11 protein-coding genes are annotated in these 14,540 nt (G+C 63.5%); 5 read left to right on the plus strand and 6 right to left on the minus strand.

Annotated features, from left to right (window positions below):
• Positions 1-3: 3 nt before the first annotated feature.
• Positions 4-3,117 (minus strand): multidrug efflux RND transporter permease subunit, encoded by a 3,114-nt coding sequence (locus J3P91_RS04790; protein WP_434602874.1) that lies wholly within the window; start codon positions 3,115-3,117, stop codon positions 4-6.
• A complete protein-coding gene (locus tag J3P91_RS04795; protein WP_434602875.1) occupies positions 3,114-4,271 on the minus strand; it encodes an efflux RND transporter periplasmic adaptor subunit in 1,158 nt (385 codons plus the stop codon). Before J3P91_RS04795 ends, J3P91_RS04790 begins: the two co-directional genes overlap by 4 nt.
• Positions 4,272-4,551: 280 nt before the next feature.
• On the opposite strand from J3P91_RS04795, the gene J3P91_RS04800 reads away from it, so the two are divergent.
• Positions 4,552-4,809 (plus strand): hypothetical protein, encoded by a 258-nt coding sequence (locus J3P91_RS04800; RefSeq protein ID WP_434569729.1) that lies wholly within the window; start codon positions 4,552-4,554, stop codon positions 4,807-4,809.
• 29 nt (positions 4,810-4,838) lie between these two features.
• On the opposite strand, the gene J3P91_RS04805 is transcribed toward J3P91_RS04800, so the two are convergent.
• Positions 4,839-5,807 (minus strand): LysR family transcriptional regulator, encoded by a 969-nt coding sequence (locus J3P91_RS04805; protein ID WP_434569728.1) that lies wholly within the window; start codon positions 5,805-5,807, stop codon positions 4,839-4,841.
• A gap of 312 nt (positions 5,808-6,119) precedes the next feature.
• Between J3P91_RS04805 and J3P91_RS04810 the strand changes: the two genes are divergently transcribed.
• The 4 genes from J3P91_RS04810 to J3P91_RS04825 are packed head-to-tail and all read left to right on the plus strand — an operon-like array spanning position 6,120 to position 10,857.
• Entirely contained in the window at positions 6,120-7,601 is a 1,482-nt protein-coding gene (locus J3P91_RS04810; RefSeq protein WP_434602876.1) for an efflux transporter outer membrane subunit, read from the plus strand.
• Positions 7,602-7,612: 11 nt separating this feature from the next.
• Entirely contained in the window at positions 7,613-9,793 is a 2,181-nt protein-coding gene (locus J3P91_RS04815) for an FUSC family protein (RefSeq protein ID WP_434602877.1), read from the plus strand.
• Complete coding sequence (locus J3P91_RS04820; RefSeq protein ID WP_434569726.1) at positions 9,783-9,983, plus strand: DUF1656 domain-containing protein; 201 nt, start codon at positions 9,783-9,785, stop codon at positions 9,981-9,983. The genes J3P91_RS04815 and J3P91_RS04820 overlap by 11 nt, the downstream gene beginning before the upstream one ends.
• A gap of 10 nt (positions 9,984-9,993) precedes the next feature.
• On the plus strand, positions 9,994-10,857 hold the full coding sequence (locus J3P91_RS04825; protein WP_434602878.1) for an efflux RND transporter periplasmic adaptor subunit: 864 nt from the start codon (positions 9,994-9,996) through the stop codon (positions 10,855-10,857).
• A gap of 687 nt (positions 10,858-11,544) precedes the next feature.
• Here the strand turns inward: J3P91_RS04825 and J3P91_RS04830 are convergent.
• The 3 genes from J3P91_RS04830 to J3P91_RS04840 all read right to left on the minus strand — a co-directional run bounded on the left by J3P91_RS04830 (position 11,545) and on the right by J3P91_RS04840 (position 14,518).
• Positions 11,545-12,369, minus strand: a complete 825-nt coding sequence (locus tag J3P91_RS04830) for an SDR family oxidoreductase (protein ID WP_434602879.1) — start codon at positions 12,367-12,369, stop codon at positions 11,545-11,547.
• Between the two features lie 30 nt (positions 12,370-12,399).
• Entirely contained in the window at positions 12,400-12,864 is a 465-nt protein-coding gene (locus J3P91_RS04835) for a multidrug transporter (protein ID WP_434602880.1), read from the minus strand.
• Between the two features lie 202 nt (positions 12,865-13,066).
• Complete coding sequence (locus J3P91_RS04840) at positions 13,067-14,518, minus strand: mannose-1-phosphate guanylyltransferase/mannose-6-phosphate isomerase (RefSeq protein ID WP_434569722.1); 1,452 nt, start codon at positions 14,516-14,518, stop codon at positions 13,067-13,069.
• Positions 14,519-14,540 lie beyond the last annotated feature (22 nt).

A 14,540-nucleotide genomic window follows, 5' to 3' on the forward strand; every position in this document is an offset into this window, starting at 1 on the left:
GCCTCAGTCTGCATTTGCCAGCGCCGCCGTCGGCGCAGAACCGGGTCGAGGCGCGGGCCGATGGAACAATCGCTCCAGCCACAAGTATATGACCGGCGTGGTGAACAGCGTCAGTGCCTGGCTCACCAGCAGGCCACCGACCACCGCGATGCCCAGTGGTTGGCGCAACTCCGCGCCGGGGCCATAGCCGAGCATCAGCGGCAGGGCGCCGAGCAGGGCGGCCAGGGTCGTCATCATGATCGGACGGAACCTCGTCAGGCAGGCCTGGAAAATCGCCTCCTGCGGCGCCATCCCGCCGTTGCGCTGGGCATCGAGGGCGAAGTCGATCATCAGGATGCCGTTCTTCTTGACGATACCGATCAGCAGCACCAGGCCGATCAGCGCCATGATCGAGAAGTCCTGGCCCAACAGCCAGAGCATGATCAACGCGCCGAGGCCGGCCGAGGGCAAGGTGGAGATGATCGTCAACGGATGGACGAAACTCTCGTAGAGCACGCCGAGGATGATGTACACCGCCACCAACGCGGCGAGGATCAGCCACGGCTGGCTTTTCAGCGAGCTCTGGAACGCCTGGGCCGCGCCCTGGAAGCTGCCGGTGATGGCGGCGGGCATGCCGATCTCGTTCTTGGCCTGGTCGAGCAGGCGCACGGCATCCCCCAGCGCCACGCCCGGTGCGAGGTTGAACGACAGGTTGGCGGCCGGGAACATGCCGTCGTGGGCAATCGACAGCGGGCCGTTGGTCGGTGCGTCGAAGCGGGCGAGGGCCGAGAGCGGGACCATTTCCCCGCTCAGCGGCGAGCGCAGATAGAAATACGCAAGGCTTTCGGCCTTGCCGCGTTGCTGGGTGTCGAGTTCCAGGATGACGTTGTACTGGTTGGTCTCGGTCTGGAATTCATTGATCTGCCGCTGGCCGAAAGCGTCGTAGAGCGCCTGGTCGACATCGCTGGCGGTGAGGCCGAAACGCGCCGCCGCGCTGCGGTCGATGTTGATGTGGGTGATGCTGCCGCCCAATTGCAAGTCGTTGGAAATGTCGCGAAATGCCGGAATGCTGCGCAGCTTGTCGGTGAGTTTCTGCGTCCAGGCGTTGAGGGTCGGCCCGTCATTGCTCTTGAGCACGTATTGATACTGAGCGCGGCTCGGGCCGGAGCTGAGGTTGATGTCCTGTCCGGCCCGCAGGTACAGCACAACGCCGGGAATCTTCAGCAACTTGGGGCGGATCCGGTCGATGAAGCCGCTGGCCGATACATCGCGCTCGCCCCGAGGCTTGAGGGCGATCCAGAAACGGCCGTTGGCGATGGTCTGGTTGTTGCCCGAGACGCCGACGGAGTGCGAGAAGGTCTGCACTGCCGGGTCGGCGGCGACGATCTCGGCCAGGGCCTTGTGCTTGGCCACCATGTCCGGGAACGAGATGTCGGCGGCCGCCTCGCTGGTGCCCAGCACCAGGCCGGTGTCCTGGACCGGGAAGAAACCCTTGGGGATGAACACGTAGCCCACGACCGCGAGGGCGAGGGTCAGGCCGAACACGCCGATCATCAGTTTCTGGTGGGCCAGGGCCCGGCGCAGGCCGCGTTCGTACCAGCCGAGCAAGCGCTCGCCGAAACCCGGCCTGGCCTGCGCGTGATGTTTCGGGGCGCGCATGAACAAGGCGGCCAAGGTCGGCGCCAGGGTCAGGGACACCACGACGGAAATCAGGATGGTCGAAGTGGCGGTCAGGGCAAATTCCTTGAACAGCCGCCCGACCACGCCGCCCATGAACAGCAGCGGAATGAACGCCGCCACCAGCGAGAAACTGATGGACACCACCGTGAAGCCGATTTCCCCGGCACCCTTGATCGCCGCCTCGCGCACGCCATCGCCGGCTTCCAGGTGCCGGTGGATGTTCTCCACCACCACGATCGCGTCGTCCACCACGAACCCCACCGAGATGACGATCGCCACCAGGGTCAGGTTGTTGAGGCTGAAACCCATCACATACATCAGCGCGAAACTGGCGGTCAGCGACACCCCGAGCACTGCCGAGACGATCAATGTCGCCGAGAGCTGGCGCAGGAACAGCGCCATCACCGCCACCACCAGCAGCACCGCGATCAGCAGGGTGATTTCCACTTCATGCAGCGAAGCGCGAATGGTCTGGGTGCGATCGATCATCACCTTGACCTGTATGGCGGCCGGCAGCATGGCTTCCAGGGTTGGCAGCGCCGCCTGGATGCGGTCGACCGTCTCGACGATGTTCGCCCCCGGCTGGCGGAAGATCACCAGGTTGACGCCGGGCTGATCGTCGGACCAGGCCTGCACGTAGGCGTTTTCCGAACCGTTGACGACTTTGGCGATGTCCTTGAGATGGACCGGTGCGCCGTCCCGGTAGGAAACGATCAGCTCGCCGTATTCCTCCGGCTTGAACAGCTGGTCGTTGGTGGACAAGGTGGAAATACTCGACTCGCCATACAGCGCGCCCTTGGCCAGGTTGAGGCTGGCCTGCTGCAGGGACTGGCGAATATCGGCGAGGGTCAGGCCGATGGCGGCAAGCCGGTCGGCCGAGGCCTGGACCCGGATCGCCGGCCGCTGCTGGCCGGTGATATAGATCTGTCCGACACCGTCGATCTGGCTGATCTGGCGGGCGAGCAGCGTCTCGACGTAATCACTCAGTTCGGTGCCTGGCATCAGGTCGGAGCTGATGCTGAGAATCAGCACCGGGCTGTCGGCCGGGTTGACCTTGCGCCAGGTCGGCAGGTTCGGCATGTCATTGGGCAGCTTGCCGGCGGCGGTGTTGATCGCCGCCTGCACTTCCTGGGCGGCGGTGTCGATGCTCTTGTCGAGACTGAATTGCAGGGTCAGGTTGGTCGAGCCCAACGCACTGCTTGAGGTCATCTGGGTAATGCCGGGAATGGCGCTGAATTGCACCTCCAGTGGGGTCGCCACGGAAGATGCCATGGTTTCGGGACTGGCGCCGGGCAGTTGGGCGTTGACCTGGATGGTCGGGAATTCCGCCTCGGGCAAAGGCGCGACGGGCAGGCGGGGAAAGGCGATCAACCCCAGCAATACCAGGGCGAACGTCAGTAGCACCGTGGCGATGGGGTGGTCGATGCACCACGCCGATATCGAGCCGCGGCCCTTCATGGCTGCGCCTGCCCGGTCTTGGCGAGGGCGGGCGGATCGCTGAGCACCTGGACACTGGCGCCGGGCTTGAGGCGTGACTGGCCGTCACTCACCAGCTGATCGCCGGCGTTCACGCCTTTGATGATGTGCCTGTCGCTGTCCTGGTAAACCATTTGCACCGGCACGCTTTCGACCTTGTCACCCTTGACCCGATAGACGAAATGTTGCTCCAGCCCGCGTTGGACCACGGTGGGCGGCACTACCAGGGCGCCCTTGTCGATGGCGGTCTGGATTTTCAGCGTCACCAGTTGCCCCGGCCACAGCCGTTGCGCGGCGTTATTAAATTCGGCCTTGGCCCGCAGGGTTCCGGTGTTGGTGTTGATCTGGTTGTCGATGAGGCTGAGCCGTCCCTCGCCGAGCAATTCCCCGGTCGCGCCGTCGGCCCCGATGTAGGCCTTGACCAAGGCCTGGTCCGGGGCGGCGATCAATCGCTGCAGGGTCGGCAGCATTTGCTGGGGCAAGGAGAACTCCACGGCGATCGGGTCGATCTGGGTCACCGTGAACAGGCCTTCGGTGTCGCTGGTGCGCAGGAAGTTGCCTTCATCCACGTTGCGAATGCCGACGCGACCGCTCACCGGCGAGCGGATCTGCGTGTAGGACAGCTGCACCTGCGCCGAATCGATGGCCGCCTGGTTGCCCTGGGCAGTGGCCTTGAGCTGGTTGACCAGCGCCTGTTGCTGGTCGTAGGTCTGCTTCGATACGCCGTCATCGACGCTCAGCAGCTTGTAGCGCTTGAGGTTGACCTGGGCCACGGCCAGTTGCGCCTGGCTCTCGCTGAGCTGGGCGCGGGCCTGGTCGAGGCTGGCGCGGATCGAACGATCATCGATGGTCGCCAGCAGGTCCCCCTTCCTGACCAGTTGCCCTTCCTTGACCAGCAGCCTGGTGAGGATGCCGTCGATCTGCGGACGGATCACCACGCTGTGCAACGACAAGACCGTGCCGATGCCGCTGGCGAAGCGCGGCACATCCTGCTCGACAACGCTTATCACCTTCACTGGCACGGCGGTGGAAGCACCGGGTTTGCTGGCGACGGGCTTCATGATGAACCAGAGGGCGAGGGTGGCCAGGGCGATCAGTAACGCGACGAGCAGGACGGTTTTTTTCTGGATAGGCATGAACGTGAAACGCCGGTTCGGGACGGAGGAATTCCTAGCTTTCTTATATAGCGTTGTGAGCCCGTCAGGAAGGTGACCGCTAGCTGTCAGGGCTGTCAGTTTTGTCTTGGTTTCCCGTCAGACGGAACTCCACCGCTGCATCTGCTCCGTGGCACCGCGATTTCGCGCAGGTATACTGCTGCGTTTCGCGGCTCGGCTACCGAGCCACGCATACTCAATTGTGGCGAGGGAGCAAGCTCCCTCGCCACGGTTTGTTGTCCCACTCAAGTGAATAACTCAAATGACTTCCCCAATACCATCGCCCGCAGACGAACGCTTGCCAGGCGAATCGTCTGGCCAGACCGACAGCGATGTTTCCAGCGCCGACGATGACAAGGCGCCGATTCCAGCCTTCAAGTTCCCGTTCAAGCCTGGTGAACTGGCAGCGGCCAAAGGCGCTGGCCAGCAACCGTGGTACAAGAATGGCGCGAAGAATGGCCATACCAAGACCCCCGGCGCCGCGCCTCCCGGCACGCGTCGTTCGATGGGCAAACGCTGATTTCCCCCCCCCGGCGCGCGGTCGCGGATTCAGTTCGCGACCCGTGCTCCCGTCAGGCTTCCACTCAATTCATAGGCCGTCAGTTCGGCCTGGTGCGCCGCGAGGATTTCCGGCAACGAGCCTCGCAGGTATTCGACCCACGTCTTGATCTTCGCATCCAGGTATTGGCGCGAAGGGTAGATGGCGTAAAGGTTCAGTTCCTGGGAACGGTAGTTGGGCATGACCCGCACCAGCGTGCCGTTGCGCAAGCCTTCGATGGCGGCGTACACCGGCAGCACGCCCACGCCCATGCCGCTGGTGATCGCGGTTTTCATCGCATCGGCGGAATTCACCAGGAACGGTGAGCTGTTGATGGTGACCATCTCCTGGCCTTCCGGGCCGTCGAACACCCATTTCTCCAGCGGAATGACCGGGCTGACCAGGCGCAGGCAGGCGTGGTTCAGCAAGTCGCTGGGTTTCTGCGGGCAGCCGCTGGCCTTCACGTAGGCGGGCGACGCGCAGACGATGCTGTAGGTGATTCCCAGGCGCTGGGACACGAAGCCGGAGTCCGGCAACTCGCTGGCGAGTACGATCGAGACGTCGTAGCCCTCGTCGAGGATGTCCGGCACCCGGTTGGCCAGGGTCAGGTCGAAGGTCACGTCCGGGTGCGTCTTGCGATAACGGGCGATGGCATCGATGACGAAATGCTGGCCGATGCCGGTCATGGTGTGGACTTTCAATTGTCCGGCCGGGCGCGCATGGGCATCGCTGGCCTCGGCTTCCGCCTCTTCGACATACGCCAGGATCTGCTCGCACCGCAGCAGGTAGCGTTTGCCGGCTTCGGTCAGGGCGATGCGGCGAGTGGTGCGGTTGAGCAGACGGGTTTGCAGATGCGCTTCCAGGTTGGAAACCGCACGCGAGACGTTGGCCGTGGTGGTGTCGAGTTGCGCGGCGGCGGCGGTGAAGCTGCCGGCTTCGGCAACACAGCTGAACGCACGCATGTTTTGCAAAGTGTCCATGGAGGGCTCTCTTGGGAGGTGCCAAATTGTGACATGAAGTTACAGAGATGCGGGGCCCCGACTAATGGATTATCACGATAACGGTAACAAAGATTCGCAGAAAGGTCGGCTTATCGCCGTTGGGGGTGATGCCTAGAATTGCCGCCAGTCCTGGATCCTGTGGGAGCGAGCCCGCTCGCGAAATAGGCATCACAGTTGTTCTCGGTGTGCCTGCGCGGCCGCTTTCGCGAGCAGGCTCGCTCCCACAGGCGTGTTCCAGGGCGAAATTCTTATCGTCTCCTCTTGCCTCTCCATCTCAGGAATATTGCGCCCGTGCCGCGTTGCATCAGCAGAGAGCTGAAGACTCTCAGTGTTTGGGTTTTGACGCTGACCATCAGCGGTTGTATCGGGACGGGAGGGATCGCGCCGCAAGGCGAGCTCTTGTCGGCGAACCAGTTGGCGACCGATGCGGCGATACGCGAGGCTGCCCGCGATGCTCACTGGCCGACCCGCCAGTGGTGGAAAGCCTATGGTGACCCGCAACTGGACGGCTGGATTGACCTGGCCGTGCGGGACAGCCCGAGCCTGGCCATGGCCGTCGCCCGGGTGCGCCAGGCCAAGGCCATGGCGGGTGTCGCCGAGGCCGCCGAGTCGCTGCAGATCAATGGCGAGTCGGCCCTCAAGCGCCACAACTGGCCCACCGATCAGTTTTATGGCCCCGGCGAACTGGCCAACACCACCACTTGGGACAACAACGCCGCCCTGGGCCTGAGCTATGCGTTGGATCTGTGGGGCCGCGAGCGCAGCGCCAGCGAGCGGGCCGTCGACCTGGCCCATGTCAGCGTCGCCGAGGCGCGGCAAGCGCAGCTGGAATTGCAGGACAATATCGTGCGCGCCTACATCCGGTTTTCGCTGCGTTACGCCCAGCGCGACATCGTCGCCGCGACCCTCCGTCAGCAAGAGCAGATCCTCGAACTGGCGCAGAAGCGCCTGGACGGTGGCATCGGCACCCATTTCGAAGTCAGCCAGGCCCAGGCGCCATTGCCGGAAACCCATCGTCAGCTCGATGCCCTCGACGAAGCCATTGCCCTGAGCCGCAATCAATTGGCGGCGCTCGCCGGCAAGGGTCCGGGCGACGGCGCGCGCCTGCAACGGCCGAGCCTGGCGCTGGGGGCTCCGTTGAAACTGCCATCGGCATTGCCCGCCGAACTGCTCGGCCAGCGTCCGGATGTGGTTGCCGCGCGCTGGCAAGTGGCAGCCCAGGCCCGTGGGGTCGAATTGGCGCGCGCGGGTTTTTACCCCAACGTCGACTTGGTCGGTAGCCTGGGTTACATGGCTACTGGCGGTGGGGCGCTGGAATTCCTGACCGGCAAGAAGCTCACCTACAACGTCGGCCCGGCCATCTCGCTGCCGATCTTCGATGGCGGACGCCTGCGTGGCGAGTTGGGCGAGGCTGCGGCGGGTTATGACATCGCCGTGGCGCACTACAACCAGACGCTGGTGAATGCCCTCAAGAGCATTTCCGATCAGTTGATTCGCCGTGAGTCGATGGACAAGCAACAGGCCTTCGCCGCCGAATCGGTGGCCGCCGCCCAGCGCACCTACGACATTGCGCTGGTGGCGTTTCAGCGGGGGCTCACCGACTACCTCAACGTGCTGAACGCCCAGAGCTTGTTGTTCAAGCAACAACAGGTGCAACAGCAGGTAGAGGCAGCGCGGCTGAGCGCCCATGCCGACTTGGTCACCGCATTGGGCGGCGGGCTGGAGGCCGGCAGCGACATGCCTGTGGCAAGCGCTCCCTCGCCACGATGCTGAGCAGGCCTTTCATGACGTATTTACTTCGGCTTCATCGCCTCGAATGGCGCCGTGGCTTTTTCGACTGGGCCCGCAGCGATGGGGTGACCTGGGTCTACATCTTCAAGGTATTGCTCGCCGCGTTCCTGACCCTGTGGCTGGCGATGCGCCTGGAGTTGCCGCAACCGCGTACGGCGATGATCACCGTGTTCATCGTCATGCAGCCCCAGAGTGGCCAGGTCTTCGCCAAGAGTTTTTATCGCCTGCTCGGTACCTTGGCCGGCTCGACGGTGATGGTGGCGCTGATCGCCCTGTTCGCTCAGAACACCGAGTTGTTTCTCGGCTGCCTGGCGATATGGGTCGGCATCTGTTCGGCCGGAGCAGCGCGTTATCGCAACTTTCGCGCCTACGGTTTTGTGCTGGCCGGGTACACCGCGGCGATGATCGGCCTGCCGGCCCTGGCCCATCCGGAAGGGGCTTTCATGGCGGCGGTGTGGCGGGTGCTGGAGATTTCCCTGGGGATTCTCTGCGCCACTGCGATCAGTGCTGCAATCCTGCCGCAAACCGCGAGCGCGGCCATGCGCAACGCGCTCTACCAGCGCTTCGGCGTGTTCGCCCTGTTCGTCACCGATGGCTTGCGCGGACGCAGCCAACCCGAGGCATTCGAGGCACGCAACGTCGCTTTCATCGCCGAGGCGGTGGGCCTGGAAAGCCTGCGCAGCGTGACCGTGTTCGAAGACCCGCACATGCGCCGGCGCAACGGCCGACTCAGTCGCCTGAACAGCGAATTCATGGGCGTTACCACGCGCTTCAACGCCTTGCATCAATTGCTTGAACGCTTGCGCAATGGCGCGGCGGATGCGGTGGTGGATGCGATCAAACCCGGCTTGCAAACCCTTGCAGAATTGCTCGACGGCTTCAGCGCGCGGGCCTTGACCGACGCCGATGCGACGCGCCTGGCAGCGGCGCTGGCGGCCTACAAGGCCGACTTGCCAGCCCGGGTGCGCCAGCTGCGGGGACAATTTCAAGAGACGGATCCCAGTGAGGCGCAGCAGCTGGATTTCCATACTGCATACGAATTGCTGTATCGCTTCGTCGAAGACCTGCATGGCTACGCCCAGACCCACGCGTCACTGGCCGATCACCGCCACGAACGTGAGCGCTGGGACGAACCCTTCGTGTCGCAGACCAATGGCCTGGCCGCCGCGGCTGCCGGTTTTCGTGCTGCCTTCATCCTGGTGGTGCTGGGCAGCTATTGGGTCGCCACGGCCTGGCCGAGCGGTGCGACCATGACGATGATCGCCGCCGCCACCGTGGGCTTGTCGGCCGCCACGCCGAACCCCAAGCGCATGGCATTCCAGATGGCCTGCGGCACGTTGTTCGGGGCGTTGATCGGGTTTGTCGAGATGTTCTTCATCTTCCCGTTGATCGACGGCTTCCCCTTGCTCTGCGTGATGTTGGCGCCCGTGATCATGCTGGGCGCGTTTCTCAGCTCACGTGCGCAATACGCCGGCGTCGGGCTGGGCCTGCTGATTTTTTTCAGCACCGGCTCGGTGCCGGACAACCTGACGGTCTACAACCCCTACGCCTTCATCAACGACTACCTCGCGATGATCCTCGGCATGCTGGTGTGTGCGGCTGCCGGGGCGATCATCCTGCCGCCCAACAGCCGCTGGATGTGGCGCCGGCTGGAACAAGACTTGCGCGAACAAGTGGTGTTCGCCATCAGTGGCAAGCTCAAGGGCCTGGCGTCGGGATTCGAGAGCCGTACCCGCGATCTGCTGCACCAGGCCTACGGGCTGGCGGCGGGGCAGCCCCGGGTGCAACGGGACTTGCTGCGCTGGATGTTCGTGGTGCTGGAAGTCGGCCACGCGATCATCGAGTTGCGCAAGGAACAGGCGACGCTGCCGGTGCATCCGGCCTATGCCGAAAGCCAGCCATGGCGCCAGGCGATCCGGGTGATGGGGCGGGCGCTGGTGCGGCTGTTCCGCCAGCCCGGCCAGAACAACCTGGAGCGCGCCCTGGTCGCGGTGGACCAGGCCATCAGCCGGGTCCAGGCCACCGACGAACCTTTCGCCCCGCATTTCGACACCTCCGCCCTGCGCCGGGTAAAGAGCTACCTGCACTTCATCCGCACCTCCCTGCTGGACCCGCAATCACCCTTGGCGGCTTATGCCGCGTCGCTGCCCCAGGAACCTGAACATGCTCCGTGAGATCGCCTTCCACGGCGTATACATGCCGACCATGACCCTGATGTTTTTCATCGCCGCCGGCCTCGCCTGGGCGTTGGATCGTTTCCTCTCGGGGTTGGATCTGTACCGTTTTTTCTGGCATCCGGCGCTGCTGCGCCTGAGCTTGTTCACTTGCCTGTTCGGCGCGCTGGCGCTGACGGTCTACCGTTGAGATCGATGCGATGAAGAAATTTTTCAGCCTGCTGGCGACGCTGTTGGTGCTGGCGCTTGCGCTGTGGATCGGCCGGACATTGTGGGTGCATTACATGAACACCCCATGGACCCGCGATGGCCGGGTCCGGGCCGACATCATCAATGTCGCCGCCGACGTCAGCGGCGAAGTGATCGAGGTGCCGGTGCGTGATAACCAGTTGGTCAAGAAGGGCGACTTGCTGATGCGCATCGACCCCGAGCATTACCGCATTGCGCTCAAGCAGGCGCGTTCCCTGGTGGCGTCCCGCAAGGCCACTTGGGAGATGCGCAAGGTCAACGCTCATCGGCGCGCTGACCTGGACAGCCTGGTGATTTCCCGGGAAAACCGTGACGACGCCAGCAATATCGCCGACTCGGCCCTGGCTGATTACCAGCACGCCCAGGCGCAGCTGGAGGCGGCCGAGCTGAACCTGGCTCGCACCGAGGTCCGTGCGGCGGTGGACGGCTACGTCACTAACCTCAATGTGCACCGTGGCGACTATGCGCGCATCGGCGAGGCGAAGATGGCCGTGGTGGACATGAATTCGTTCTGGGTCTATGGCTTCTTCGAGGAAACCAAGTTGCCCAAGGTGCGGGTCGGCGATGCCGCGCAGTTGCAGTTGATGAGTGGTGAACTGCTCAAGGGGCACGTGGAAAGTATCTCCCGGGGCATCTACGACCGCGACAACCCCGAGAGCCGGGAACTGATTGCCGACGTGAACCCGACCTTCAACTGGGTGCGCCTGGCCCAGCGGGTGCCGGTGCGTATACATCTGGATGAAGTACCGGATGGCGTGCTGCTGGCGGCGGGGATGACCTGCACGGTGGTGGTAGAACCCCACGACAAGCGCTGAGCCCCTGTGGAGCGAGCTTGCTCGCGATAGCGGCGGTTCAGCCAACATCAATGTTGACTGTGAGACCGTATTCGCGAGCGAGCTCGCTCCCACACTGGATCTTCGGCGGGCATGAATGTTGTGTTCAGCCAAAGTCCCCTGTGGGAGCGAGCCTGCTCGCGATAGCGGTGGTTCAGTTGCATGGACGGTGACTGACACGCCGTCATCGCGAGCAGGCTCGCTCCCACACTGGATCTTCGGCGGGCATGAATGTTGTGTTCAGCCAAAGTCCCCTGTGGGAGCGAGCCTGCTCGCGAAAGCGGTGAGTCGGCTGCATGGACGGTGACTGACACGCCGTCATCGCGAGCAAGCTCGCTCCCACACTGGATCTTCGGCGGGCATGAATGTTGTGTTCACCCAAAGTCCCCTGTGGGAGCGAGCTTGCTCGCGATAGCGGTGGTTCAGCCAACATCAATGTTGACTGTGAGACCGTATTCGCGAGCAGGCTCGCTCCCACTTTTTTACCGGTTGCTCTTGGATTTTCTTTCACCCGTGGCGAGGGAGCTTGCTCCCGCTGGGCGGCGAAGCCGCCCCAAACCAGCCACTGCGGTGCGTCAGGTAAACCGCATCAGCCGGATTGCGACTGCTGCGCAGCCGAGCGGGAGCAAGCTCCCTCGCCACAACAGCAAAGCTTGCAAGCCTTGATAGTTACAACGACCGACCCAATCCGAACCGCTTCATCAAGCCTTTCTCCAGCAACCCCTTGGGCAACAGACCGGCCATCAACGGCAAGGACCGGCTGCCGTTGCCCAGACGCAACAAGCGCGGCGGTTTGGGTTGTTGCACGGCTTTGAGCAGTGCGGCGGCGAATTCGGCGGTGGGGGTGGGGTTGTCCTGGGAGGCCTTGGCGCGGGCGCGGATACCGTCACGCAGGGGCCACCAGGGCGATTGTTCGCTGATCAACTGCTCGGCTTCATGGCCGGCATTTTTCGCGAAGCTGGAGGCAATGGCACCGGGCTGGACCTCCATCACGCGGATCCCGAACGGCGCCAGTTCCATGCGCAGCGCATCACTCAAGGCATGCACGGCAGCCTTGGAGGCGCAGTACGCCCCGGCAAATGGCGTGACCAGCACACCGGAAACACTGCCGATGTTCACCACCAGCCCCTTCGCCCGGCGCAGCACCGGAAAGAGCGCGCGGGTCACGCCGACGATGGCGAACACGTTGGTTTCGAACTGACGCTGCATGGCCGGCACGCCGCCATCCAGCAACGGACCCATGGCGCCATAACCGGCGTTGTTGACCAGCACATCGAGGCCGCCATGTTCCTGGTTGATTCGCTCGCCGAGCTGTTCCAGCGCCTGAGCGTCATTGACGTCCAGTTGTACCGCGGTGAACCCGGCGGCGCGCAACTGCGCCACGTCCTCATCCTTACGGGCGCTGGCCCAGACCTGGTAACCGGCGGCCTTGAAGCCATCGGCGAGGGCGCGGCCGATGCCGCTGGAACAACCGGTGATCAACGCAACGGGCATGGCGCTTTCCTTGTGCAAAAAATGGGAGGGTCAGTTGGAGAAACTACCTTGCAGTCGCTCGGCACGAAACTCCAGGGTTTGCGGGCGGTAGCCGGGGCGCAGTGGCGGTATCGGCAGGCAGTCCTGCCAGTCGGCGCCGGGTTGCAATTCGCCGGGGCCGCGGTAGCGCGGTGAGCTGTACTGGTTGTCCGCCAGGTTGATGGTGTCGCCGGGGGCATAGGCCGCGATTTGCCAGCGCAGCTCGGTCAACGGCACGTCGTTGCCATTGCGCATTTTCAGCTGCAGCGGGCGATCGGCCGGGCACTGCTCGGGGGCAAAAGTGATACTCAGATCCAGACGTGCCAGTTGCCGAGTTTCCCGGTTCTCTTCCCAGAGTACCCATGCCGCCACCAGCCCCAACCCGACAAACGCCGCCAGGGACACCGGCAATGCCTTGGCCGGGTAGCGCAACAGCAGGATGAGCCAGGTGATGACCAGCAAGACGCCGATAAGCATGGTTGAAGCCTCCGTGACCGTCGGCACATCCTACCGAAGGGGGCGGGCCATGGGTATTGCTCCCTGGATGGGTCACCGAACGCCCAGGAAAAAGCCCCCGCCCAACCCGCTGCGGATAGGGGACGCAGTGGGCTGGACGGGGGCTTCTTGTACGACTGATCTTTTGTTGCCGATCGTTACTACTGACCGTTGCTACTAGTTGTTACTGCGCGATGGTCTTCACCGACACGCCGCGTTCGATCGGGGTGGAGCGACCGTAGATGTCTTCGAAGCGCTCGATGTCGTCTTCGCCCAGGTAGCTACCGGACTGCACTTCGATGATTTCCAGCGGGATCTTGCCCGGGTTGCGCAGGCGGTGGACCGACGCGATCGGGATGTAGGTCGACTGGTTTTCGCAGAGCAGGAACACATTCTCGTCGCAGGTCACTTCGGCGGTGCCGCTGACCACGATCCAGTGTTCGGCGCGGTGGTGGTGCATCTGCAGCGACAGGCACGCACCCGGCTTGACCGAGATGTGCTTGACCTGGAAACGACCGCCCATGTCCACCGAGTCGTAGGAACCCCATGGACGATAGACTTCGCAGTGGTTCTGGGTTTCGGTGCGGCCCTGGGCATTGAGGGTGTTGACCATCTGCTTCACGCCTTGGACCTTGTCCTTGTGGGCGATCATCATGGCGTCCTTGGTTTCGACCACGACGATGTTGTCCAGGCCGATCACCGACACCAGCTTGCCGTTGCCGTGGATCATGCAGTTGCGGCTGTCCTGGACCACGACGTCGCCCTTGGTGACGTTGCCGTTGGCGTCCTTCGGATTGACTTCCCACAGCGACGACCAGCAGCCGACATCGCTCCAGCCGGCCGACAGCGGCACTACGCAGGCGCGTTGGGTTTTTTCCATCACGGCGTAGTCGATGGAGTTGTCCGGGCAGCAGGCGAAAGTGGCTTCGTCAAAAGTGATGGTGTCGGCGGTCTGCTCGCTGCGCTCCAGGGTCAGCAGGCAGGTGTCGTAGATGTCCGGATCGTGCTTTTTCAGCTCTTCGAGGAAGCGGCTGGCGCGGAACAGGAACATGCCGCTGTTCCAGAAGTAACCGCCGGCATCGACGAACTCAGTGGCGCGCTTGACGTCGGGTTTTTCGACGAAGTGCGAAACGCGGCTGACGCCTTCAGGCAGCAGGGCATCGTTGGTCGACTTGATGTAGCCATAACCGGTTTCCGGCTTGGTCGCCGGTACGCCGAACAGCACCATTTCGCCACGCTCGGCGGCCACGGTGGCCAGCGCCAGGGCGCGTTGCAGGGCCTTCTGGTCTTCGACGACGTGGTCGGCCGGCAGCACCAGCATCAGTTCGTCGCGGCCTTCATTGACCAGCATCATCGCAGTCAGGGCCACGGCCGGTGCGGTGTTGCGACCGAACGGTTCCATCAGGATGCGCTGGGCTTCCAGGTTGCGGGCCGACAGCTGCTCGTTGACGATGAAACGGTGGTCCTTGTTGCAGACCACGATCGGCGTGTCCATGCCTTCGAACACCAGGCGCTCGAGGGTCTGCTGGAACAGGGTGTGTTCGCCGGTCAGGGCCAGGAACTGTTTAGGGAATTGCTTGCGCGAAAGCGGCCAAAGACGTGAGCCGCTACCACCTGACAAGATCACCGGAATCATGTGTGTTACTCCTACAAAATCG

The organism is Pseudomonas sp. Z4-7 (genome assembly GCF_051131965.1).
GTDB lineage: Bacteria > Pseudomonadota > Gammaproteobacteria > Pseudomonadales > Pseudomonadaceae > Aquipseudomonas.